Source organism: Sporosarcina sp. FSL W7-1349, from assembly GCF_038003045.1.
Lineage (GTDB): Bacteria > Bacillota > Bacilli > Bacillales_A > Planococcaceae > Sporosarcina.
In genome coordinates this window covers 145,631-168,952 of the sequence record NZ_JBBOOK010000001.1, presented here as the reverse complement: position 1 = coordinate 168,952, position 23,322 = coordinate 145,631, and the positions used below count along the sequence as shown (strand labels likewise).

The 23,322-nt window shown below is 48.1% G+C and carries 20 protein-coding genes and 1 other annotated feature; of the genes, 3 read left to right on the top strand and 17 right to left on the bottom strand.

The window, feature by feature from the left end; translation table 11 throughout:
- Positions 1 to 42: 42 nt before the first annotated feature.
- The 7 genes from murC to MKY41_RS00845 all read right to left on the bottom strand — a co-directional run bounded on the left by murC (position 43) and on the right by MKY41_RS00845 (position 7,919).
- Positions 43 to 1,356: a UDP-N-acetylmuramate--L-alanine ligase gene (gene murC, locus MKY41_RS00875; protein WP_340743256.1), complete on the bottom strand. Its 1,314-nt coding sequence runs from the start codon at positions 1,354 to 1,356 to the stop codon at positions 43 to 45.
- A 79-nt stretch (positions 1,357 to 1,435) separates the two neighbouring features.
- Positions 1,436 to 4,129, bottom strand: coding sequence for a DNA translocase FtsK (locus MKY41_RS00870; RefSeq protein ID WP_340743255.1), 2,694 nt, complete (start codon positions 4,127 to 4,129; stop codon positions 1,436 to 1,438).
- A gap of 106 nt (positions 4,130 to 4,235) precedes the next feature.
- Positions 4,236 to 4,844 carry a YtpR family tRNA-binding protein gene (gene ytpR, locus MKY41_RS00865; RefSeq protein ID WP_340745599.1) on the bottom strand — a complete coding sequence of 203 codons (609 nt, stop codon included), beginning with the start codon at positions 4,842 to 4,844 and terminating at the stop codon, positions 4,236 to 4,238.
- A gap of 2 nt (positions 4,845 to 4,846) precedes the next feature.
- A complete protein-coding gene (locus tag MKY41_RS00860) occupies positions 4,847 to 5,659 on the bottom strand; it encodes a DUF1444 domain-containing protein (RefSeq protein ID WP_340743254.1) in 813 nt (270 codons plus the stop codon).
- A 58-nt stretch (positions 5,660 to 5,717) separates the two neighbouring features.
- Positions 5,718 to 6,233, bottom strand: coding sequence for a hypothetical protein (locus tag MKY41_RS00855; RefSeq protein WP_340743253.1), 516 nt, complete (start codon positions 6,231 to 6,233; stop codon positions 5,718 to 5,720).
- Positions 6,234 to 6,307: 74 nt separating this feature from the next.
- The gene (locus MKY41_RS00850; RefSeq protein WP_340743252.1) at positions 6,308 to 6,853 is read right to left on the bottom strand and encodes a DUF84 family protein; all 546 of its coding nucleotides are present in this window, start codon (positions 6,851 to 6,853) and stop codon (positions 6,308 to 6,310) included.
- Positions 6,846 to 7,919: a M42 family metallopeptidase gene (locus tag MKY41_RS00845; RefSeq protein WP_340743251.1), complete on the bottom strand. Its 1,074-nt coding sequence runs from the start codon at positions 7,917 to 7,919 to the stop codon at positions 6,846 to 6,848. The genes MKY41_RS00850 and MKY41_RS00845 overlap by 8 nt, the downstream gene beginning before the upstream one ends.
- Before the next feature lie 166 nt (positions 7,920 to 8,085).
- On the opposite strand from MKY41_RS00845, the gene MKY41_RS00840 reads away from it, so the two are divergent.
- The gene (locus MKY41_RS00840; RefSeq protein WP_340743250.1) at positions 8,086 to 8,400 is read left to right on the top strand and encodes a hypothetical protein; all 315 of its coding nucleotides are present in this window, start codon (positions 8,086 to 8,088) and stop codon (positions 8,398 to 8,400) included.
- Positions 8,401 to 8,851: 451 nt separating this feature from the next.
- Here MKY41_RS00840 and MKY41_RS00835 read toward each other — a convergent pair whose 3' ends face one another.
- The 4 genes from MKY41_RS00835 to dat all read right to left on the bottom strand — a co-directional run bounded on the left by MKY41_RS00835 (position 8,852) and on the right by dat (position 12,308).
- Positions 8,852 to 9,700: a YtnP family quorum-quenching lactonase gene (locus MKY41_RS00835; protein WP_340743249.1), complete on the bottom strand. Its 849-nt coding sequence runs from the start codon at positions 9,698 to 9,700 to the stop codon at positions 8,852 to 8,854.
- 87 nt (positions 9,701 to 9,787) lie between these two features.
- Positions 9,788 to 10,435, bottom strand: a complete 648-nt coding sequence (gene trmB, locus MKY41_RS00830) for a tRNA (guanosine(46)-N7)-methyltransferase TrmB (protein ID WP_340743248.1) — start codon at positions 10,433 to 10,435, stop codon at positions 9,788 to 9,790.
- Between the two features lie 23 nt (positions 10,436 to 10,458).
- The gene (locus MKY41_RS00825; RefSeq protein WP_340743247.1) at positions 10,459 to 11,430 is read right to left on the bottom strand and encodes a nuclease-related domain-containing protein; all 972 of its coding nucleotides are present in this window, start codon (positions 11,428 to 11,430) and stop codon (positions 10,459 to 10,461) included.
- Positions 11,431 to 11,453: 23 nt separating this feature from the next.
- The gene (gene dat, locus MKY41_RS00820; protein WP_340743246.1) at positions 11,454 to 12,308 is read right to left on the bottom strand and encodes a D-amino-acid transaminase; all 855 of its coding nucleotides are present in this window, start codon (positions 12,306 to 12,308) and stop codon (positions 11,454 to 11,456) included.
- A 396-nt stretch (positions 12,309 to 12,704) separates the two neighbouring features.
- Between dat and MKY41_RS00815 the strand changes: the two genes are divergently transcribed.
- Positions 12,705 to 12,926 carry a DeoR family transcriptional regulator gene (locus MKY41_RS00815; RefSeq protein WP_340743245.1) on the top strand — a complete coding sequence of 74 codons (222 nt, stop codon included), beginning with the start codon at positions 12,705 to 12,707 and terminating at the stop codon, positions 12,924 to 12,926.
- Between the two features lie 63 nt (positions 12,927 to 12,989).
- On the opposite strand, the gene MKY41_RS00810 is transcribed toward MKY41_RS00815, so the two are convergent.
- The 4 genes from MKY41_RS00810 to MKY41_RS00795 all read right to left on the bottom strand — a co-directional run bounded on the left by MKY41_RS00810 (position 12,990) and on the right by MKY41_RS00795 (position 18,336).
- Positions 12,990 to 13,718, bottom strand: a complete 729-nt coding sequence (locus tag MKY41_RS00810) for a pseudouridine synthase (RefSeq protein ID WP_340743244.1) — start codon at positions 13,716 to 13,718, stop codon at positions 12,990 to 12,992.
- A 12-nt stretch (positions 13,719 to 13,730) separates the two neighbouring features.
- Positions 13,731 to 15,341 carry a putative polysaccharide biosynthesis protein gene (locus tag MKY41_RS00805; RefSeq protein WP_340743243.1) on the bottom strand — a complete coding sequence of 537 codons (1,611 nt, stop codon included), beginning with the start codon at positions 15,339 to 15,341 and terminating at the stop codon, positions 13,731 to 13,733.
- A gap of 307 nt (positions 15,342 to 15,648) precedes the next feature.
- On the bottom strand, positions 15,649 to 17,076 hold the full coding sequence (locus MKY41_RS00800; RefSeq protein WP_340743242.1) for an aldehyde dehydrogenase family protein: 1,428 nt from the start codon (positions 17,074 to 17,076) through the stop codon (positions 15,649 to 15,651).
- 99 nt (positions 17,077 to 17,175) lie between these two features.
- Entirely contained in the window at positions 17,176 to 18,336 is a 1,161-nt protein-coding gene (locus MKY41_RS00795) for a DUF3221 domain-containing protein (protein ID WP_340743241.1), read from the bottom strand.
- A gap of 141 nt (positions 18,337 to 18,477) precedes the next feature.
- On the opposite strand from MKY41_RS00795, the gene MKY41_RS00790 reads away from it, so the two are divergent.
- Positions 18,478 to 19,764, top strand: coding sequence for a BaiN/RdsA family NAD(P)/FAD-dependent oxidoreductase (locus MKY41_RS00790; protein WP_340743240.1), 1,287 nt, complete (start codon positions 18,478 to 18,480; stop codon positions 19,762 to 19,764).
- Positions 19,765 to 19,891: 127 nt separating this feature from the next.
- On the opposite strand, the gene leuS is transcribed toward MKY41_RS00790, so the two are convergent.
- Positions 19,892 to 22,309, bottom strand: coding sequence for a leucine--tRNA ligase (gene leuS, locus MKY41_RS00785; protein ID WP_340743239.1), 2,418 nt, complete (start codon positions 22,307 to 22,309; stop codon positions 19,892 to 19,894).
- Between the two features lie 79 nt (positions 22,310 to 22,388).
- Positions 22,389 to 22,608, bottom strand: a binding site (T-box leader).
- Positions 22,609 to 22,651: 43 nt separating this feature from the next.
- Entirely contained in the window at positions 22,652 to 23,311 is a 660-nt protein-coding gene (locus MKY41_RS00780) for a 3-oxoacid CoA-transferase subunit B (protein WP_340743238.1), read from the bottom strand.
- Positions 23,312 to 23,322: the final 11 nt, after the last annotated feature.

The following is a 23,322-nucleotide window of genomic DNA, read 5'->3' as shown; positions in this document are numbered from 1 at the left end:
AACGCCTTCCCCAACTACGAAAAACAGCTTGATCCCTCGGGATCAAGCTGTTTCGTCTTTTGTAATAATATCCTTGAATGCATAGAGGTATTTCTGAACATCGCCAGCGCCCATGAAAAGATAAACAGCGTCATTGTGATCGTCAAGCATCTGAACCGTGTCGAGATTCAAATAGACGGCACCAGGGATTTTTTTCACCAGTTCATCGATTGTCAGATTTCCTGATTTTTCACGTGCCGAACTGAAAATGTCACATAAGTATACATGATCTGCCCCCGACAGGGTTTCCGCAAATTGATCCAAAAGCGCAGAGGTCCGAGTGAATGTATGCGGCTGGAAGATGGCGACCAGTTCCCGATCCGGGTACTTCTGTCTTGCCGTTTGCAAAGTTGCCCGGATTTCATTCGGATGATGGGCGTAATCGTCCACGATGATGCGGTCGTTAATCCGCGTGATGGAGAAACGCCGTTTCACTCCGGAAAACGTCGACAGGCGCTCTTGGATGGTCGCTACCGGAACCCCTTCGTAATGGCTGAGCGCAATGACTCCGAGGGCATTCAAGATGGAATGATCTCCTGCTAATGGTATCGAAAAAGTATAATAATACTCGTTTCTCACAAAAACATCGAATGTCGAACCATCTACCGTCTTAATGATATTCTTGGCCGAGAAATCATTGGATTCCTCAAACCCGTAATAGACGACGGGTACATTAGCGTGGATCCTTTGTAGATTCGGATCATCTCCGCATGCGATGAGCGCTTTTTTCACACGCAACGCCATACTCGAAAAAGCGTCCATCACGTCTTCCAAATCCTTGAAGTAATCGGGATGGTCGAAATCAATGTTCGTCATGATGGCATAATCCGGTTCATACGCCAAGAAATGACGTTTATATTCGCATGCTTCGAAGACGAAAAACTCGCTGTCCTCTACTCCTTTTCCCGTGCCATCCCCTATTAAATAAGATGTGGGAGCGAAACCGGATAGTACATGGGAAAGCAGACCCGTTGTCGACGTTTTCCCATGGGAGCCAGTGACTCCGATCGATATGAAGTTCTTCATGTAGTTGCCAAGGAAATCATGATAACGAATGATTTCGAGTCCGATTTCCGCGGCTTTTTTCAATTCTGGGTGATCATCCGGAAAAGCATTTCCTGCAATCACAGTCATCCCTGGATGTATATTATTTTCATCAAACGGTAAGATTGGTATTTTCCGATTACGTAATGGCTCTTCCGTAAAAAAATATTTCTCCACGTCCGAACCTTGAACTTTCTGCGAGGAATCATGTAGGATCTGAGCGAGCGAACTCATTCCCGATCCTTTGATTCCCACGAAATGGAACAATGTCATAATGCAACCTCCCAGGACCATTTCTGTTCCTTAATAAATAGCTTTTCTTTTTTTATTAAATTTACAAGAAAAGGCTTGCCTATTCCTTATATATTTTCTCAAGATCGTTTTCCGTCAAATAGACATCCCTTGCTTTGCTTCCCCGTTGACCTGAGATGAAGCCTTGTTTCTCCATCCGATCGATCAATTTCGCTGCACGGTTATAGCCGATGCTGAAATGCCGTTGCAAAAGGGATGTAGAAGCGCTGCCTTGCTCGAGTATGAAATGGCATGCCTCTTGATATAGCGGATCCTTTTCTTCCTCATCGGCGGCATGCGCCAAGAGGTCCTCCTGGCCGAACAGATAATCCGGTTCCGCTTCGTTTTGAACATGTTCTATTATACGTTCAATTTCGTCATCCGTGACAAATGTCCCTTGTAGACGGACAGCGGAGGATTGGCCGTTTCCGATGTAGAGCATATCCCCTTTTCCAAGAAGGCGTTCGGCTCCCGGGGAATCCAAAATCGTCCTTGAATCGATTTGCGAAGAAACCGAAAAGGCGATCCGCGTCGGCACATTGGCTTTGATCGTTCCAGTGATGACATCCACGGATGGACGCTGCGTCGCAATAATGAGGTGGATGCCGCAAGCCCGCGCTTTCTGGGCAATCCGGCTAATGGACACTTCGACATCCGCCGGTGCCATCATCATCAGATCCGCCAATTCGTCTATCACAATTAACAAATACGGCATTTTCAATGAAAACTTCCGGCTCTCGATCACTTGCCGGTTATACCGTTCAATATCTCGGACACCCGCATGCGCCAACAGTTCATAGCGGCGTTCCATTTCTGCGACAGCCCATTTCAAGGCGGCTGTTGCAGCTTTGACATCGGTGATCACTGGGCTGATCAGATGGGGAATTCCGTTGAACGGGGCAAGTTCCACCATCTTTGGATCGATCAGCATCATCTTCAGATCGGTCGGCGGTGCTTTATACAACAGACTGATCAAGATCGAGTTGATGCAGACAGATTTCCCCGAGCCCGTCGCCCCGGCAATCATTCCATGGGGCATCTTCCGAAGATCGATCGTCACCGGAGTACCTGTCAAGCCCAAGCCGAGGACGGCCTCCAGCGGAGAAGGCGAGTTTTTATATACATCGGATCCGATCACTTCGGAGATTCGGACGGGTCGTGTCTTCCGGTTCGGGATTTCGATGCCGATGGAGCTTCTGCCCGGTATCGGCGCCTGAATCCGGATATCTTCGGCTGCTAGCGCCAGTTTCAGGTCGTCCGCCAAATTCCGGACCTTGCTCACCTTTGTCCCTTGAGCGACCGTCAATTCGAATCGGGTCACCGATGGACCTTGTACCGCCTCGATGACAGTTGCTTGGACGGAGAAATGGGACAAGGCGACCTCCAATTTTTCGGATTGCGACTCCAGCCATTCTGAATCCTCAACCTGGTCTTCCGGCGGTATCAAATAATCCAATGAAGGGAACGCGTAATACGGCGGTTCCACTTCCTCTTCCGGCTCCATCGTCGCCACAGCGTCCGATGCCACTTCGTTTTGTGCGGCATCAGCCGGCTCTGGTCGAGGTTCCGGCGCCTTGGAAACCGGCTGTGCGGGAATGATGGAATCCGTTCCGGCCTGCACAATCTTCTCCAGCTTCTCTTTATCCGATTTCAACATCAACACATTGAAAGGAACAATCCGCTCTGTAGCCGATTGTGCGGAATCGTCACTCTCCTCAAGCGGCTCTTCCGTTTTTTCAAGAGGCTCGGACATAGGTATATCCTGCTCATCCATGATTGGTTCCTTGGGCTCCGGTTCGTATGGAATAACGGTGGATTCATCCGCTACCGATTCCGGCTCAGGCAGATTGGACAATTGATTGGCAACTTCAAAGTCCGACTGCTCCCGTTCAGAGCCTTCATCGATTTGCTGCTCCAAAACATCTTCGTCATCCGGCTCTATCCATTCTTCCATCGGTTGTTCATTTACCGATTGTTCTTCCATCGGTTGTTCTTCTATCGGCAAATCGCTCTCAGCAGGTTCTTCCACGATAGCATGGTCAGAAGCCGACGGAATATGGGTCTCTTTTTCCGTAGTATGGTCGATTGCCTCTTCAGCAATCCCCGTAAAAATTTCAGAGCCGGCCGCAGCTTCTTCTTCAGCTGTCAAATCCGTCTCCACCCAGCTTGTGAGAGTGCTAGACTGTTCATCCGGGATATTCTCCCATTCCTCCACATCCCGCTGGGTTATCTCGCTTTTCCGCTCTTCTTCCAGTTTCCGGTTGACCACATTTTCCGGTCTGGAAAAGCCGAAAACAGGCGACGGGATTGCGGTCGGCGTGAATGGCCTGCCGCTGCGCTTGGATTCTATTTTCACCGAAGCAGGCTTCTGCTCTTTTCGGACAGTTTTGGGAACTATCCTTTCAGGGCTTGGGCTGGATCCATACTTCAGCCCAGACGAACCCGCTCTATGTATTGTTCCGGTTGCCGGTGTCTCGGGCCATCTTTCATTCTTATATAACGGTATTGTTTCATAGTCATCTTCTTCACGACCAATCGGCTTTTCGACTGGTTTCCGTTCCGGTCTTCCCTCGTCCTCTTCGTCCCATCCGTAGATTTCGGCATCCGTAATGATCGGAAAGCGGAAAGACGGCGGAGTCTTCGTTTGGGTCGGAACCTCTTTTACCTCTTCTTGCTCTATGCTATCAATCTCATCAAATTTTTCTTCTTCATCCGGCCCGAACAGCCGGTCAACTACCTTTTTGAACCAACTCATACAATCACTCTTTTCGTGTCAATCAATCTATTTTAACAGGTCAGCCGCGTCTAAATCAAATCAATCCGAGAAACACGAAAAACGTACCAGTTCGGTACGTTTTGAGTCATGACAAGTGATATGGAGTTCCAGGTTCTTCATTACCCCCTAGTACAAGTATCCCTTTTTCAGAAGGGGCATTTGGAAGGGCAAGCTCTTTAGCGGAGCAAATCATTCCAGATGAAGGAACTCCGCGAAGTTCCGCATCCCGTATTACAAGTCCGGATGGCATGACGGCCCCCACTTTGGCGACGACTACATGTTGACCGGCTTCCACATTGGGTGCGCCGCAGACGATTTGTACCGTTTCCACGCCGATATCGACTTTACAGACACTGAGTCGATCCGCATTCGGATGTTTTTCTTTCGTCAATACTTTGCCGACGACAAACTTAGGGGAAAGGTCGATGTCCAGCGTATAGTCGGAACCATTGGCACGGATCGCTTTTTGAAGTTGTTCTACAAGTTCGCCAGATACCTCGATATTTCCCTTTCCTTCGATCGCCATATAGGTAGAGGCGTGGAATAGGTTGGCCCCTATCACTTCCCCTGTCTTTTCATCCTGGATCCAGGCTATATCTTTTTCCCGTCTCGCCAACACGGCTGCCGGCTTCGTCGCAGAAAATTGAATGAGCAGGACATCGCCTACCCCAGCCGGATTAAAGAAAATATTCATCTTCACTTTCGTTCCTTTCGCGTCACTCTATTTTTGGCCATGATGAAAATCGGCTCCAGTTTTCCATCCTCGTAAATGAAAGATAGCGAGGTGACGGGCACCGCCCCGACGGTAAAGAACTGCATCGTCAATTGGGCTAAGACGTCATATCCTGTGTCATTGCGGATATCGCCGATGATCAGGACATCCTGATGCGGTACAGAGACGGTCATATGACCTTCGATCTTGCTTTCCATTTCTTTCAAAAATGCGCTGTTCAATATACGGCTTGCATCATATCCGTCATTATTGTTGACGAAGTAATAGATATTGCCGGACACTTCATCCTTTTTCATCGAAGTCGGAAGGGATCGCACCCGGAATAAAGCAGATTCCATAATTTCAGTGTCAGACAAGCCGATCGATTCCACCATATTTTCATCGATCAGCCGATAAGTGGCCCCAAGATCCAGCGCATAATAGATCCGTGTTTCCGCCGTATGCTCTTTTGTCAAGAAACGGTGTCCAGCGGAAGTTTCCAATGGGAAGGAAGTCGATCGGATGACCGGATAAATGGACGTTTGTCCAGCAAAGCCTTCCTCACTTTCCTTTTCCATCGCACTGAACGTTTCGCGGATTGTATAAACAACCTCTTCGATCGCTTGGTCTTTTTTCTCCTCATACTTTGCTAGTATTTCAGGGAGTGAAATGTCCATCCCTTTTTTCAAGTCCGTATGCTCCAGCCGCACCTTATCGGTTTTCCGGTCAAATCGCCATGTGAACTTTTCGGATGGCAATCGTTCTTTCAGCAGTTCTACCAGTTGCTCGGATTTCATATTTCCATCCACCTTTCCATTCTGTAACATCTACAGGAAGAAGTCGATTGGCAGCAAATTACTCCTGCTCAACCGACCGTACGATTTCCATCATTTTCTCCAAGTCCGTTTCGATATCTCGTTTCTTGGCGACAGTTGTCATTTTCGCTCCGCCTACACTCGCGATCAATTCAAATTCATCCTTGCCACCCTCCAAAACAGCGGCAAAGCCGAAATTTCCAGCTTCCTCAAATGTCGACTCTCCGATAATCTCTTTGTTTTGGTCGGCTTGCAACAGATCATAGAAAAGCTGGCTATCCCTTTCTTCGTTCGGGTTGACAAATAGGATATACGTGTCATTGCCTTTATTGAACACTATATTTTGAGCATCCGAATCCTCTGTCACAGCGAACCCGGCAGGTTTAAAATAGCGGACTCCATCTGTTTCTTCCGTCGGTTTCTTAGCATTCGCTAAAAAAGCGGCTCTGGCTACTTCAATTCCATTCGTCGCTCGATCATCCAGTGATTTGCCACAGCCAACAAGAAGGATGAGGGACAACGTTATTAGGAATAGGAATTTCCAATTACGGAACATTCAATTTCCCCCAATCATTTTGATTTCCCTCTTCATTTTAAAGTTGTTACTAGGCAGTTGCAACCGTCGGGCCATCAGTTTTGATTCTCAGAAAATTCAAATTGGCCAAGCAATAGTAATAAAATATGCTCGAATAATTGGTTGCGCTTCACGAGATGGGCGGTAAACATGCCGATTGCCCCTTCCCGTTGGGGAATTCCACTTGCTTGGAAATAGCGGTCCACTACCGGACCCAACTCATCGCCTGCCAACAATCTTTCGGCGATTTCCAATGGAAGCGGAATTTGCGCGCCCGCTGCCGTGAACACTTTTCCGTCCGGCAAAGCCAAGGCGCCCCAGTTGCATAAATACATCTGACGGCCCACCATCCGGACGCCCCCTTCGAATCCGATCCCGATCGCGCCGCTTTTCGTTCCGGCAGCTGCAATCGCCCGATTGACTGCCCCCGCCATCGTCTCTTCATCCCCGAATGGCTGATCGGATACGCTAGAATCAACATTTCGCGCCTCAAAATGGGCGGAAGGGTATTGTGCGTGGATGACTTCCGTTGCCGCTTGCACTTTTGCTTTGTTTGTCGATCCGATGACAAAGTCCATCGCGTTTCCTATCTTTTTACACATTGTTCTTTATCGTTTCCACTGTCGTTCTATCGCAAGCTTTGACCAATTTGACGAGAAGTTCCTTGGCGGCTGCGTAATCATCCGTATGAATAATCGAAGCGGCTGTATGGATATAACGTGAACAAATGCCAATGACAGCACTCGGGACGCCTTCATTCGAAATATGGACCTGCCCGGCATCGGTCCCGCCCGGAGAAACGAAATATTGATAAGGAATATGATGTGTTTCCGCCGTGTCGAGGATGAATTCCCGCATGCCTCTATGTGTCACCATCGTGCGGTCAAAAATTCTCAATAATACGCCTTTGCCCAGCTGTCCGAATTCGTCCTTTTTACCGGACGCATCATTGGCGGGGCTCGCATCCAATGCAAAAAACAGATCAGGCTCGATCATCCGGGCGGCCGTTTGCGCACCCCGTAAGCCGACCTCCTCCATGACCGTCGCTCCGGCGTATAACTGATTCGGCAACTTTTCTTGATGGACTTCTTTCAACAACTCAATGGCCAAACCGCATCCATATCGATTGTCCCAGGCCTTCGCCAGAATTTTTTTATCGTTGGCCATCGGAGTGAATGGGCAAACCGGGACAATCTGTTGGCCCGGCCGGATGCCGATCTTTTTCGCATCTTCCCGGTCATCGGCGCCTATATCGATCAGCATGTTTTTGATATCCATCGGTTTATTGCGGACTGCATCACTTAATAGATGGGGCGGAATCGAACCGATCACCCCGACGACCGGACCATTTTCGGTGATGATTTCAACACGCTGGGCGAGCAGCACTTGGCTCCACCATCCACCCAACGGCTGGAATCGGATCATCCCATTTTCAGTGATGGCACTCACCATAAATCCAACTTCGTCCATATGGCCCGCCACCATGATACGGGGCGCCCCTTCATCTCCATGACGGACGCCAAACAGGCTTCCGAGATGATCCTGAACCAAGTCATCCGAATATTTCTCAAGCTCCGTCTTCATATAACGGCGGACCTGCTGTTCATTGCCCGGCGCGCCAGGCAGCTCTGTCAAAGTCTTGAACATTTCCAACGTATCTTTCTGCATGAGTCCATGCCTCCCCAAGTCGATATCTCCTTTTTAGTGTAGTCCATCTGCCGTTGTGATACCATTGTTTCACTCAGCCTCGTGGAAATCATAATTTATCACGACGGCATGCCCCTAAATGTGGTACACTTATTGACAAACTGATACCGAGGGGGCTGAACGTCGTATGAAAATGAAAGAATTTCTTGCGGGTGTCTTGACGGGAGTCGCAGCTGGAATTGTCGTCAATGAAGCGATTGATCGAGTAAATCGTAATGTCCCGGCAGATGCCGTTTTGAGCAATGTCAAAGATGCATTTAAAAAAGAGGGCCCGATCGACGGATCCTGGATCGTCATGAAAACCGAACCGTTCACGAATGAAGTCATCACAATGGATGTCTACCGCGGCGGCATCTCCCGTATCAAAAACGGTGAGTTGGAACAGTACGAGTTCGCTGCCGATGCCAAGACGGGAACTGTCGTGGAATTAGTCCGGAATTGAAGTTAAGAAAGCCGTTGCTTCCGTGGGAGGCAGCGGCTTTTTTGTGTTGGGGAGCGGGATGGGACCCGTGGCGTGAAGATTTGAGTGTGGTGTGCAGGGATATTGGTGCGGGATGCGGAGGTATGAGTGCGGAAACACAGAATATGGGCGCGGGACGCGGAAGTATAAGCGTGGAACACAGAGTATGGGCGCGGGGAGCGGACGTATCAGCGGGTGAGACGAAGTATCGGCACTTATACGAAATTATCAACGTTTGCATGGAATTATCAGCTTTTGTGCGTAGGTATCAGCTCTTCCTCTAAGTTATCAGCCTTCACATGATGTTATCGGCACTTGTCCGAAAGCATCAACATCTGCCGGAAGTTATCGGCATTCACAAAAAGGGATCATAGAAAAGAGGATGGCCGGGGAAGCAAATACGTTTCGCTCGTTCCCGGCCATCCCCTTTATTTCAATAATGCGTTCTTCGCACGGATTCGATGATCTCTTTCCCGGTTTCGTCCCATTGGACCAAGCGGTGGACTGCGTCGTGATAGAAGATGAACTTATACCCGCCAGCCAGTGCTTCTTTCATGATCCGTTCCTTCGCATAGATCGAAGTCATCGGATAGTCGTCAAACGCCAGCACCCAAAGCGGATTACTATGCGCGTGCGTCGGCATGATATCAGCCATGTGCAGGATTGTTTCCCCGTTTTGTGTCAATTTGACGATGCTGTGGCCTTCGCTATGTCCCCCGGTATGAATCATTTCAATACCCGGCAAAATCGTGATGCTATCCTCAAATGTCTTCACTTGGTGCTGCACAGGTTCCCAATTTTCTTTCCAATATGTATTTCTGGAGCGGATATTCGGGTTGCGCATCTCATCCCATTCAATTTGGGTGACATAGATATCGGCGTTCGGGAAAAGCGAGACTAATTCTCCATTTCTCCAACCTGTCAAGCCGGCCGCGTGGTCGTTATGCAGATGGGTCATCATGATGATATCGATGTCCTCCGGCTTCAAGCCGAGCGTCGCCAGCTGTTCGTCCACTTTCGATTCCTCGGTCAAGCCGAGATTCCGTTTCTGTTTTTCATCCAATTTCCCTTTCCCGATCCCCGTGTCGATCAGGAGATTCTTCCCTTCATATTGGATGAGAATCGGATGGTTCACCAGCTCGATCAAATTATTTTCATCTGCCGGGTATTTCCGGGACCAGAGCACTTTCGGAGCTACCCCGAACATCGTTCCCCCATCCAAGAAATTGATTCCACCATTGAGCCATGTCAATTCCATTCCGTGAAAAGTAAATCGGTCCATCCTAACATCCCCTTTTGTCCCAAAATCAGTTACATCTCAGCTACTTTGTGTCTGTAGGTATTGCTCGAATTAACAAAGCAATATCTGTTATAGCGTAACAAATTTTGATTCCAACCGGTATATCGGTTGGCCTTTTTTCGAAAACTTCTCTTCATATTCAGTCATGATATTTTCTTCCGGCATGTCGGCATGCAAATCCAATGCGACATCCAGCAATGTCATGCCGTACGCAGACATTGATACGAGCGAATACTCGAACAGTTTCCGATTATCCGTTTTGAAATGAATTTCCCCGCCCGGCACAAGAACCGATTCATAGCGGCGCAAAAATGTCTCATGTGTCAATCTCCGTTTGGCGTGGCGCGTCTTCGGCCACGGATCCGAAAAGTTCAAGTACATCCGGGCCACTTCCCCCTTATCGAAAATCGTTTCCAAATCTGCCCCATTGGCGCGAACCAAGCGTAAATTCGAAGGTTTGTCCGCTTCGATCGCCTTTTCCAAAGCGGAGACAATGACATTGTCAAAATGTTCGATACCGATATAGTTAACGTCAGGATTCGCCAATGCCATCCCGATGATGAATTGCCCTTTTCCTGTACCTACCTCGACATGGATCGGATGATCGTTGCCAAACTGCGAATGCCAACCGTTTTTCAATTGTTCAGGCTCCAGGATCAATACGTCAGGATGTTCCTGCATGAAATCCTTTGCCCATGGTTTATTGCGAAGCCTCATAAGTAAACACTCTTTCCTTTATATTACATTTCTTCTTCCTTCAACTGATCTTCTTCCACCTCGACCAGTTTGCTCATCGCCGTCGTCTGACCGACGTCCAAAATGGCCTGAGCGGCTTTGAACTGGGTATGTTTCATCGGAACGGACGATCTTTTGATCGCCGCGAGCCACTCGGCGTAATTGCGCCGGTCGATCATTTGGACATCATATGCGGTTCCTGGATAATCAATATAACCATTCCGGGAGATTACATACTTTTTGATTGGGAAATCAATGTCATTGGCCTTGAAGATGCCCGCCACGATTTTCTCCATCCGGTTCAACGCGATAAGCGGATTTAATACTTTCGACTCTTTATCGCCGAGCTTCTTCGTCCAGAATTTATCGCCCCCGCCGATGAACGCCGCTACATCCTCCCTCTCTAACACCGTAATGCAGAGGCATTCGATCGGGGTCACCAAGAGGATATCGAGTTCCACGGGAGCTTTTTTAATGACGAGGATCGGATAGTAGAACAATAAAAAACTGTCCGGCAAATCCTGGGCGAAGCTACGCAACAGCGGATCTCGCATATAACGCGGATCCACCCTTGACTTGTCCATCAGCGTCGAGCTTGCCCATTTGATCTGGAAATGGAAAAGCTGATCTAAATAGAGTTTGCGCAATTGCTGAAGATTCGCGGGATTGTAGATGATGTTCGGATTGAATCCGAAATGATCTTCTTCCTCCTCCGTCTTTTCCTCTTGCACTTCCTCTTCCCCGACCGCCTTATTCTTGCCGAAAAGACGAAGGAAGGGCGAGTACCATCGTATTGCTTCCGGCTCTTCGACGTCTTCCTTCTCCTGTTGCCACTCGGTCAGATCCTCCCCGTGCTCCCAAAGCCGTTTCATCCGATCCCATTGATATGTCTTCAAGCGGATGAACTGCGTCGGATACCGCGAAAGATCCTGTTCATAGCGTGAAATATAATCGAGCAATTTCACCAACTGTGCCATACACTTTCACCCCTCGCTAATCCTCACGCACCCGCCACGACTGTCGAGATTTGAGACGCAAACGCTTTTTGCAATTGCAAAGTGATCTCGCCTGGACGTCCGGAGCCGACCATTTTATCATCCAGTTGGATAATCGGCATCACTTCCAATGTCGTGGATGTCATGAATAATTCATCCATCACTAAAGCTGCTTCCAAAGTGAACGGCTCTTCCCTGACGGCCACTCCCAACTCCCGGCTTAACCGCAACACGACTTGCCGTGTAATCCCGTTCAGAATGAAATTATTCGCGGGATGTGTGTAGAGGACACCATCTTTCACACCGAACAGATTCGTCGAAGCGCCTTCCGTCACATACCCATCACGGACAAAAACCGCTTCCTTACAACCAGACTCGACCGCCTCTTGTTTCGCCATGACGTTCGCCAGCAGATTGAGGCTCTTAATATCGCAGCGCAACCAGCGGAAATCCTCGACCGATTTCACTTTGACGCCTTTTTGCATTTCTTCAGTCGGTCTTGCACCGTCCAAGGCATAGGCCGTGAACATCGGCGCGACTGCAGGAGTCGGAAATTGGTGGACGCGCGGGGCAACTCCGCGTGTCACTTGCATGTATACATGGCCCACCGAAATCGAATTGGAAACGACCAATTGCTTTGCCATCTCAATCAACTGCGCTTCCGAATAAGGGATGGCCAACTTGATCTTGGCCGCACTCTCAAACAGCCGTGCAATATGCTCTTCGCTCGTATACAATTCTCCATCGTACACTTTAATCACCTCATAGACGCCATCACCAAAATAATAGCCCCGGTCATCTATGGAAATCGAAACATGTTCCTTTTCTACAAACTGCCCATCCACGAAATAGACTGTCATATTCTCTTTCCCCTCCACAGTTGTATATAAATCTATCTTCTCTTTATTTGTAAACGGTATTCAAATCGGACTGCTGCGCACCTTCATCCGACATCTTACATTTTCACATGTCCTGGCAATAAAAGAAAGAACCAACTTTCCTAAATCGCTATATTCATTCAACCAGCGTGCACTCTATCACTATTTCGCAATAATTTACAGCTCTTTTACAATTAATTTATGCAATTGCTTGAAAAATACGTTATACTAATATTATCGGAAGATTCATCCGATACATTATATAGTAGTTAAAGGAAGTGCAGGTTCGGAAAATAACTTCACCTATTGCCAAGTAACATTCATAAGTCTCATGTCCATTCGTTTTTTGGAAAATGATGATGAAGGAGTGGTCCAAAATTGAAATCAACTACGGATCGTATGCTTACCCGCATCAAGGATGTCTATCTATACATCTTGGATAACGGTACGGTTACTACTGACACTTTGGTCGAGGAATTTGGCATCACTCACCGCACGGTACAAAGGGATTTGAACGTTCTGGAATACAACGAACTCATCACTAGCCCGGTCCGCGGTAAATGGACAACAACAGCAAAGAAAGTGAAATTACCTTCATAACTGCACGATAGTTTGCCGCGCTTAACTAGACAGAAAAAGAGAGCTGAGCCGCTTGGAACGGGTTCAGCTCTCTTCCTTGTTTACAAGCACCAATAGCGACTCCAATTCCTCTTCGGTCAGCTCTCGATACTCACCGATCGGCAATGAGGCGTCTAACTGAAGCGGCCCCATTGATAATCGTTTCAAATAGATGACCCGTTTCCCGACCGCCTCGAACATCCTCTTCACTTGATGAAATTTCCCTTCCGTAATAGTCAGTTCGATTTCCGATTTCTCAGCGGACTTCAATACTTTGAGCATTCCAGGTTTCGTCAAATAGCCATCCTCCAACGTGACGCCAGCAGCAAATTTGACCACGTCCTCTTCCGTCACGAAACCTGAAATATGCGCATAATACGTTTTCGGCACTTCTTTCCTCGGCGACAAAAGATGATGGGCGAGTTTTCCATCATTCGTCAGCAGCAACAGCCCTTCCGTATCCTTATCCAATCGGCCGACCGGGAAAGGATTGAAATGGCTGTCCTCTGCATCGAGCAGATCGACGACCGTGCGATCACGCCCGTCTTCCGTCGCAGAAATGACCCCCTGCGGCTTGTGCAACATTAGATAGATGAATTCCTTATAGAGGACACGCTCCCCAAGGATGGATACTTCATCCTGATGCGGATCTACTTGGGCCGACGCATCTTTCATCGTTTCAGTATTGACCCGGACGGAGCCGGCCTTTAACAACTGCCGGACCTCCTTGCGGGAACCGTATCCCATATTTGATAATAATTTATCCAATCGCAATGAATTGACCTCCTACAGACCGAATTTCGATGTCAACCGCTTGAGACGGGCACCGAACAGCTTTTGGGCAAGGCCGACCTTTAAAGATAAATAGCCGTACACGCCGGCGCCGACTGCCGCGCAAACTAGAATATAAAGAAGGGCCTGCATCTTGGTGTCTGCCCCGCCGAACAGATTCAATACCTTCAATGTCAGCAGGACTGCCGCTAACATGATGGCATTCAAAATTCCGATTAGAATCAATCTGCGGACCACCATTTGGGAGCGGTATTGCAAAGTTTTCGTAATGATAACGATATTGGTACCGACCGCAACCGTATATCCGATTGCCGTTGCCAAAATGGCGCCATTCGTCTCAAATAGTTTAATGAGCGGGATATTCAATGCCAATTTCAATAACAGCCCGAGAAGTGACGTGAAGACGATCCACTTATGCCGGTCGATCCCTTGCAAAATCGAAGCTGTTACTGTATAGAGCCCGAACAAGATGGCTACCGGGGCATAATAAGCGAGGACGGCCGCTCCCATTTCATCTTTTTCATATAGGAATAGATAAAATTCATTGGACAGGACAATCAGTCCGATAACCATCGGAACTGTTAGAAACAGCATGATCTGATACGTCTGATCCAGGGAGCGGACAATCCCTTTCTGATTCTGATTCGCATAGTAACTTGTAATCACGGGGATAAGCGCCATGGAAAATCCGGTCGCCACCATGACAGGAATCATGACAATCTTATGCGTCAGGAAATTCAGCATCGATAAGTAAATATCCGAAACTTTGGCCAGTCCGATGGAAACCATCGCTTCATTGAACGTGACCATATCGACAAATTGATAAAGCGGATTAATGACCCCGACCAATATGAACGGAAAAATATAAGCGAATAATTCCTTATACATATTCCGGAACGACACATTGGCGGCAGGCGGACTATTGGCCAATAAATGATCGAACTCCGGCTTGTACTTCTTCCAATATAAATAGAGGACAAAGAGACTCGCCAGCGCACCGATAAATGCTGCAAATACTGCAAAATTGACTGCCGTCCGAGGGGATTCATGCAAAAAATTGACAACGATGAAAGCCCCCGCAAGGACGAATAAAATCCGGACAATCTGTTCCACCAATTGGGAGACGGATGTCGGTTCGAATTTTTGGTACCCTTGAAGAAAGCCCCGTACGAGGGACATGATGGGCACGACAATCAAGGCAAAGCTGACCCAGCGGATAACCGAGGCGATTTCCTCGATCGTAAAGATTTGTTCATCATCTTTTCGTACCATATGAGCGATCGGCTCCGCCATAAAGTAAAGAACGAGAAACGAAACAATTCCGGTGAGCGCCATGGCAAGCAGTCCCGATTTCATCAATTTCCGACCGGTTGCATAATCGCCAATTGCATTATATTTTGCAGTATATTTTGAAAAGGCGAGCGGCGCTCCCGAAATCGCAAGGGAAAGCGCGATATTATACGGTATGTATGCGTATTGATAAAGCACAATGCTCTCTTTTCCGACAATGGCGTAAAATGGGATAACATATAATAGACCAAGCGCTTTCGATAGAAAGAGCCCGATCGTCAAGATGGCAGTGCCTTTAACTAAATTCGATGACATATTGATCCTTCCATTCTCTCTTGAACTGCCCCTCTTCTATTTTTCTGCTGCATAAATGCGCTAATTTATTTAGACGGAACGCAGGCCGAAAGGGTTGCAAGCCGGTCTCATTCCATTATACAGTGTACCCCTCATCCGCCCTTTGCACAATGTATTCTATCCCTTTTTATAACTGCCCGTCGGACAAAAACGAGCTCCCATTGGGAGCTCGTTACCTCTAACAGATGTTATAGAAGCTGACTTTGCTTAAAGTTTTAATCATTACCTCTCAAAATTAAAGTCTGGAAATAAGCTGAATTTCAAGGAATTATGACGGCATGCCGACTACCGATTTAATTTCCAAATATTCTTCAATGCCGTAGTCTCCCCATTCACGGCCGATTCCGGATTGTTTATAGCCTCCAAATGGTGCAGAGAAATCTTGAGCGGCCCCATTCACGACAATACGACCAGCTCGAATGGAAGAAGCGACCTTTTCCACAGTTTCGACATCTTCCCCAATAACATAACCTGCTAATCCATATATCGTATCATTGGCAATTTCAATCGCTTCATTAAGATTCTCGTAAGCTAGGATTGACATGACAGGTCCAAAGATTTCTTCTTGAGCGATCACCATACTATTTTGCACATTCGTAAATACGGTTGGTTTTACAAAGTACCCTTTTTCCAAGCCTTCTGGTTTGCCGGTTCCACCTGCAATGAGCGTAGCACCTTCTTCCAGTCCTTTCTCAATATACCCTTGTACGCGATGGTACTGTTTCTCAGAAACAAGCGGCCCCAAGAAACTTTTGCTATCTTGTGGATCGCCAACACGAAAGTCGGGCAAGACTTCTTTCACCGCTTCGATAAATTCATCGTGTTTCGATTTTGGAACAAGTGTTCTTGTTGCCGCTGTACATACTTGGCCAGAGTTGAAAACGACATTTGAAACCGCGATTTTAGCCGCTTTTTTCATGTCATAGTCTTCCAGTATAATAAGTGGTGATTTTCCTCCGAGTTCGAGTGCTACTTTTTTGATCGTTTTCGCGGCATTTTCACTAATCTTTTGACCGACAGCTCCGGAACCGGTAAAGGATACAAAATCAATATCTGGGTGAGAACTGATACCATTTCCGACGACTTCGCCAAAACCATTTACAAGGTTAAAGACACCTTTTGGTAAGCCAGCAGCCTGAAAAACTTCAGCGAGAATAATTGCAGCGAATGGTGTAAGCTCAGATGGTTTTAACACAACAGTGCTTCCAGCGGCAAAAGCGCTTGCAAGCTTTGTGGATGTCTGGTTTGTCGGGAAGTTCCATGGCGTAATTAGACCGCTAACGCCGATTGCCTCTTTGCGTATTAACGTATTCCCGCGTCTTTCGGTAAATTCAAAGCTTTCCAATTCTTTTGCTGCTTGACGGAAATGTCCCAATCCCATTTTGTAGTGAGACTTTTCACTCATTGAAAGCGGCGAGCCCAATTCTTGTGTGATCGCTTCGACGATATCACTTTTACGCTTCTCATATTCATCAGCAATCCGATTTAATAGTTGAATACGCTCTTCTTTTGTTGTTTGGGAAAAAGAAGGAAAAGCGGCCCGGGCTGCTGCAACGGCTTTATCAAGATCTTCTGTTGTTCCATCACTGATTTGCCCGATCACTTCCTCAGTAGCTGGGTTGATGACGTCAATTGTGTTTGAACCGGTGGATTCGACCCATTCACCATTAATAAAATGTTTTAGATGGCTACGCATGTTTAATACCCCTTTTCATAAATTGAATTTTCCTAAGCCTTACTATAACAGTAATTCTTTCGGACTTTTGATTCAATAGGAATGCTCTCAACGCTATAGTCACTCGTCCTGGATTTTAATTACACTTACTTGATCCTCTCCACTTTGCATTGCCTCTACTTTCCAATTCGCTGTTTTTTCATTAAATGTAATCGATCGAATAATGACCATGCCTTCTAATTTCTTTTTTGCTTGTTGAATCACTTTACCAATGACTTCCGATTCGGACAACTTTGCCTGTTCCGGCTTATACTCGGGCAGGACTTCCACATATTTGGCGCTCCCCTGCCCCGGATACGATTCAAGGATTGGCCCGCTGGCCTCCACCTTCACCCGCTGGCCGACCTTCAAATCGTTTGCCGCGTCGGGGTAGCCGTAATAGACAGCGTCGTAAAAGTCACCCGAGCCGAAATCCCTCGGCTTTGCGTCCACGACGAGCATCTGACCTTCCACGATTTCCATGATATAGGAGCCTTCAGTGGAAGGGGTAGTAGTAAACTGTTGCTCCGGATAAGTCGTTGTCGGCTCGCCCGGCTCCGCAACCATCCTCCCGGTCTGTTCGAAATGGAGGATGTGGTCTGCGAATTGATGCCGCAGTTCTTCCTGCTGCCCCTCTTTCAAAAAGTCATGAGAGATTTCAATATCCCCCGTCTTCACGTCTGCTGATATGCCCAATGATCCGCGGCCGGTATTCATCGGCTGGATTGCCTCCAGCACGTCATCCTGCAGTTGCCGCAGGTCGTCTTCCGTGTAAGCGCTGCGGTAAAAATGGATTGGACTCGCCAGAATTTTACCGGCATCCACTTGTTGCTGCAATAAATCCACGACCTTGTCCAACCGTTCATCCGGATCTTGGATTCCTATCCAAATGCCCGGTTGCGCCGCATTGTCCGATTGATTTTCATAGAAGAGAACGCCTTCTTTCCGGTACCCCTCTTCACCATAGACGCTGTCCAGCGCCTCCATTACCGCCGGACCTTCAATAGCTTGCACGGCCAAGTCCTCCTTCATTTCCGGATCATCCAGAAGACCATTTTCCTCAAGCTCCTTGAATGCAGCTTCCCTTAACTTGGATTCCTTGACAGTCTGCTCAAGCTGCGCGACAATCTCCCGCTCATTTCCAGCCGATTTTTCCTTCGGTGCCAGGCCGGAGCTATTTTCCGCCGTCCCGCAACCTGCCAGGAACAAAGCGGCCAGTACCAAACCGATTCTTTTCTTCATCTATGCTGCCTCCCTCTGGATCAATACCTATACAATGGGTCGGTTCAGAATGAAAATGGTTACAGAATTTCCCGCATACGCCCAATTCAGCCGACGAGTGTTATAATGTGGACAGATTATAGGTAACGAGGGGATTTTATTATGTCTTACGATAAAAAGAATAATGTGGACGTCATCGTCATCGGCGGAGGGCCCTCCGGTTTGATGGCTTCGATTGCCGCAGCCGAAAACGGAAGGAAAGTCCTACTTCTGGAAAAAGGAAAAAAACTGGGCACGAAGCTTGCGATTTCAGGCGGCGGTCGCTGCAATGTCACGAACCGGCTACCACAAGAAGAGATCGTAAAAAATATCCCAGGCAACGGACGCTTTTTATACGGCCCCTTTTCGGTCTTCAACAATGAAGACATCATCCGGTTTTTCGAAGGGCTCGGGGTCGCATTGAAAGAGGAGGACCACGGGCGCATGTTCCCGGTTTCCAATAAAGCGAAAGATGTCGTAGATGCACTGTTACAGCAGATGGACCGATTGGACGTCCAAGTGAAACTCGAGACACGCGTGAAAAAGCTGCTAATGGATAATGAAAAAGTGCTCGGAGTGCGATTGGAATCGGGAGAGGAAATCCGATCTCAAGCCGTCGTCGTTGCGGTCGGCGGAAAAGCAGTCCCGCAAACGGGGTCAACGGGGGACGGCTATCCATGGGCGGAGCGCGCCGGTCATACAGTGACTGCGTTATACCCGACCGAAGTTCCTTTATTGTCAAATGAATCCTTCATCGTTTCGAAGGAACTGCAAGGACTCGCTTTGCGCGACGTAGCAGTTTCCGTGCTGAACGCAAAAGGAAAAACGCTCGTCACCCATCAGATGGACATGCTCTTCACCCATTTCGGGTTAAGCGGACCTGCCATTTTACGCTGCAGTCAATTTGTAGTGAAAGAGCGGATAAAAAACGGCAATCAGCCCGTCGACATGCGGATCGACTCCCTTCCTTCGGAGAATGAAGAGAAGGCGTTCCAACTCATTCACACATCACTGAAAGACGATCCGAAAAAAGCGGTGAAAAACGCTTTGAAAGGCATTGTCCCGGAACGCTGGTTGCTATTTTTACTGGACAAAGCAGAAATCGATCCGGCCGCAACAGGAGCCACCATCGCATCTGAAAAAATTCGGATGCTCGCGAAACTGTTGAAAGCTTTCACAATGAAAGTGAACGGCACGCAACCGATAGAAAAGGCGTTCGTCACTGGCGGAGGCGTCTCCGTCAAGGAAATCGTCCCGAAGACAATGGCCTCGCGAATGAAAGAAGGGCTCTATTTCTGCGGGGAAATCTTAGACATCCACGGCTACACAGGAGGCTATAATATCACCTCCGCCCTCGTCACCGGCCGTATTGCCGGGATGAGCGCCGGGGAATTCACTTCCGAAATGTGACAGTCACCAAGACAATTTCGACACGATTCAGAATAGTGTCCGAATTGATCAGGTGACTGTCACCTCATCAACAACCTGATCAGCAAAAAATCCGCTGGAAGCTTGGGGCTTCCAGCGGATTTTTTTGTTATCCTCCAACGACGATGTTTACCAACCGTCCAGGAATTGCAATCACTTTTTTCACGTCTTTTCCTTCGAGCAGCTCTTTTACTTTCTCGTCTTCCATGACGGCTTGTTCGAGCTCTTCTTTCGTCGCGTCTTTCGATACGACGATTTTCGTGCGGACTTTGCCGTTCAGTTGGATCGCCATCTCAACTGTGTCGTCCACGAGTTTCGACTCATCGTATGTCGGCCATGCTTTATACGTAATCGTGTCCGTATGGCCGAGTTTTTCCCAAATCTCTTCCGCAAGGTGCGGAGTGATTGGCGAGATGAGCAGAAGGAAGCCCTCAACATACTCTTTCGGAATCGAGTCGACTTTATAGCCTTCATTGATGAATACCATCAATTGAGAAATGGCCGTATTATTGCGCATGCCTTCGAAGTCCTCGGTCACTTTCTTCACCGTCTGATGGTAAACTTTCTCAAGCGGCCCACCGGCTTCCCCGCCGATTTTCGAGCTAAGCGTGCCGTCTTCATTGATGAATAAACGCCAAATCCGATCGAGGAAACGGCGAGCGCCGTCCAATCCGTTCGTCGACCATTCTTTCGACGCTTCCAGCGGCCCCATGAACATTTCGTATAGACGCAGCGTATCTGCGCCATGTGAATGGACGATGTCATCCGGATTGATGACGTTGCCGAGGGATTTAGACATTTTGACATGGCCTTCCCCTAAGATCATCCCTTGGTTGAACAATTTTTGGAATGGTTCTTTCGTTTGGACGACACCGATATCGTATAGCACTTTATGCCAGAAGCGCGCGTATAGCAAATGAAGAACAGCGTGCTCTGCCCCGCCGACATAAATGTCAACCGGCAGCCAACGTTTTGCCAATTCCGGATCGATGATCATGTCGTCATTGTTCGGGTCGATATACCGGATATAATACCAGCAGCTTCCCGCCCATTGCGGCATTGTGTTCGTCTCACGGCGGCCTTTCATGCCTGTTACCGGATCAACGACATTTACCCATTCTTCGATATTGGCAAGCGGCGATTCGCCCGTGCCGCTCGGTCTGATATTGTCCGTCACCGGCAACTTCAGCGGTAATTCCGACTCGTCCACAGGTGACATGGAACCGTCTTCCCAATGAATGATCGGAATCGGTTCGCCCCAATAGCGCTGTCTGGAGAAGAGCCAATCACGGAGGCGATACGTAATTTTCTTTTCACCTTTGCCGTTTTCGACAAACCAAGCGATCGCCTTTTCAATGGCTTCATCCTTGCCTAGTCCATCGAGGAAACCAGAGTTGACGTGTGAACCGTCACCGACATATGCCTCTTTCGAAACATCCCCGCCTTCCACAACCTCGACAATCGGCAAATCAAATTCTTTCGCGAATTCATAGTCGCGTTCGTCGTGTGCCGGAACCGCCATGATGGCGCCAGTTCCGTATGTTGCTAGAACATAATCGGCAATCCAGATCGGCATTTTTTCGCCGCTTGCCGGGTTGATCGCATACGCTCCCGTAAAGACACCGGTTTTTTCTTTCGCCAAGTCCGTCCGTTCCAAATCACTCTTCGATTTCACTTTTTCCAAATATGCTTCGACTGCCGCTTGTTGCTCGGCAGTTGTAATTTGTTCGACCAATTTATGCTCAGGCGCCAACACTGCATACGTTGCGCCGAAAATCGTGTCCGGACGTGTCGTGAATGCTTCGAATGAAAGATCAGTTCCATCAATTTCAAATGTCAGCTGGGCTCCTTCCGAGCGGCCGATCCAGTTGCGCTGCATATCCTTCAAGCTATCCGGCCAGTCCAAATCATCCAAATCCTCAAGCAAGCGATCCGCATATTCCGTAATGCGGAGCACCCATTGGCGCATCGGGCGTCGTTCAACCGGATGGCCGCCTCGCTCGGACTTGCCATCGATCACTTCTTCATTCGCCAATACGGTTCCAAGAGCAGGACACCAGTTGACCGGCACTTCATCGACATATGCCAAACCTTTTTTATACAATTGAATGAAGATCCATTGCGTCCATTTATAATAGCTCGGGTCCGTCGTATTGATTTCCCGGTCCCAGTCATAGGAAAACCCAAGATCCTGCATTTGCCGCTTGAACGTCGCAATATTGCGGGCCGTGAATTCAGCCGGATCGTTTCCTGTGTCCAGCGCATACTGCTCAGCCGGTAGACCGAACGCATCCCACCCCATTGGATGAAGGACATTATACCCTTGCTTCCGTTTGAATGAACTTAAAATATCCGTCGCAATATAGCCTAGCGGATGACCGACATGAAGCCCTGCCCCCGACGGATACGGAAACATATCCAAGGCATAGAACTTCGGCTTGGACGGATCGTCGACCATCTTATATGTTTGGTGATCCTTCCAATATTTTTGCCATTTCTTTTCAATCTCGACATGGTTGTAACTCATGAAAAAATTCCTCCTAATCAAATATGTATCAGTCCGCTAGTCCTGCCATTCAAACGAAAAGACCCCCGTCCCTAAACTTGCAAGGGACGAGAGTCTAAAACGCATTCCCGCGGTACCACCCAAATTGACAGCACGGCTGCCCAACTTGAATCCTTAACGCGGAAAACGGCATGGGTTACTAGTCATTTCACCAATGCAGGCTCCAAGGCGAGTTCATCGCTGCCGTTGCAAGCTCCCACCAACCGCCTGCTCTCTGAAAATCGACATGAACGATTACTAATCCTCTTCAAAACCGACACTATTTGGTACTAGTTTACCCGATTCATCACATTTTAACAACCATCAACTAACGCCTTCTTTGACATCGTTTACAATCAAATCGGCTTCCGTCGAATCGATTACTTCCTGGATCGTATATCCTTCGAACACTTCTTTCAATTCCAAGCCGTTCGGAGTGACATCGATCAACGCCCGCTCCGTGATGATCCGATCGACGACCCCTTTACCTGTCAACGGCAAGGAGCATTCCTTCTTGATCTTCGAGGATCCGTCTTTCGCGACATGATCCATGATGACGATGATCTTCTTCGCGCCATGGACCAGATCCATTGCGCCGCCCATCCCTTTGATCATCTTGCCGGGGATCATCCAGTTGGCCAAATCGCCATTCTCTGATACTTCCATGCCTCCGAGAATTGCGACATCCACATGTCCCCCGCGGATCATCGCAAAAGACTCAGCGCTGTTGAAGTAGGATGATCCGGGAATCGATGTAACCGTTTCCTTTCCGGCGTTGATCAAATCCGGATCGACTTCATCTTTCGTCGGATAGGGCCCGATGCCGAGCAATCCGTTTTCCGATTGCAGGACGACCGTTTTTTCCGGTGATATATAGTTCGCGACTAATGTCGGCATTCCAATTCCAAGGTTGACGTAGTTGCCGTCTTCAATTTCCTTTTCAGCTCTTCTTGCAATACGTTCGCGCACATTTACTTGTCCCATTAATACGATCC

What these genes read in the sequence shown, in the direction of transcription:
- MKY41_RS00790 (WP_340743240.1), top strand. Translation starts at nt 18,478, where the DNA reads ATGTCTTACGATAAAAAGAATAATGTGGACGTCATCGTCATCGGCGGA.
- MKY41_RS00870 (WP_340743255.1), bottom strand. Translation starts at nt 4,129, where the DNA reads ATGAGTTGGTTCAAAAAGGTAGTTGACCGGCTGTTCGGGCCGGATGAA.
- ytpR (WP_340745599.1), bottom strand. Translation starts at nt 4,844, where the DNA reads ATGAATATTTTCTTTAATCCGGCTGGGGTAGGCGATGTCCTGCTCATT.
- MKY41_RS00835 (WP_340743249.1), bottom strand. Translation starts at nt 9,700, where the DNA reads ATGGACCGATTTACTTTTCACGGAATGGAATTGACATGGCTCAATGGT.
- trmB (WP_340743248.1), bottom strand. Translation starts at nt 10,435, where the DNA reads ATGAGGCTTCGCAATAAACCATGGGCAAAGGATTTCATGCAGGAACAT.
- MKY41_RS00855 (WP_340743253.1), bottom strand. Translation starts at nt 6,233, where the DNA reads ATGTTCCGTAATTGGAAATTCCTATTCCTAATAACGTTGTCCCTCATC.
- MKY41_RS00850 (WP_340743252.1), bottom strand. Translation starts at nt 6,853, where the DNA reads ATGTGTAAAAAGATAGGAAACGCGATGGACTTTGTCATCGGATCGACA.
- dat (WP_340743246.1), bottom strand. Translation starts at nt 12,308, where the DNA reads ATGACAGTCTATTTCGTGGATGGGCAGTTTGTAGAAAAGGAACATGTT.
- leuS (WP_340743239.1), bottom strand. Translation starts at nt 22,309, where the DNA reads ATGAGTTACAACCATGTCGAGATTGAAAAGAAATGGCAAAAATATTGG.
- MKY41_RS00805 (WP_340743243.1), bottom strand. Translation starts at nt 15,341, where the DNA reads ATGTCATCGAATTTAGTTAAAGGCACTGCCATCTTGACGATCGGGCTC.
- MKY41_RS00780 (WP_340743238.1), bottom strand. Translation starts at nt 23,311, where the DNA reads ATGGGACAAGTAAATGTGCGCGAACGTATTGCAAGAAGAGCTGAAAAG.
- MKY41_RS00840 (WP_340743250.1), top strand. Translation starts at nt 8,086, where the DNA reads ATGAAAATGAAAGAATTTCTTGCGGGTGTCTTGACGGGAGTCGCAGCT.
- MKY41_RS00825 (WP_340743247.1), bottom strand. Translation starts at nt 11,430, where the DNA reads ATGGCACAGTTGGTGAAATTGCTCGATTATATTTCACGCTATGAACAG.
- murC (WP_340743256.1), bottom strand. Translation starts at nt 1,356, where the DNA reads ATGACATTGTTCCATTTCGTGGGAATCAAAGGATCGGGAATGAGTTCG.
- MKY41_RS00845 (WP_340743251.1), bottom strand. Translation starts at nt 7,919, where the DNA reads ATGCAGAAAGATACGTTGGAAATGTTCAAGACTTTGACAGAGCTGCCT.
- MKY41_RS00795 (WP_340743241.1), bottom strand. Translation starts at nt 18,336, where the DNA reads ATGAAGAAAAGAATCGGTTTGGTACTGGCCGCTTTGTTCCTGGCAGGT.
- MKY41_RS00860 (WP_340743254.1), bottom strand. Translation starts at nt 5,659, where the DNA reads ATGAAATCCGAGCAACTGGTAGAACTGCTGAAAGAACGATTGCCATCC.
- MKY41_RS00800 (WP_340743242.1), bottom strand. Translation starts at nt 17,076, where the DNA reads ATGCGTAGCCATCTAAAACATTTTATTAATGGTGAATGGGTCGAATCC.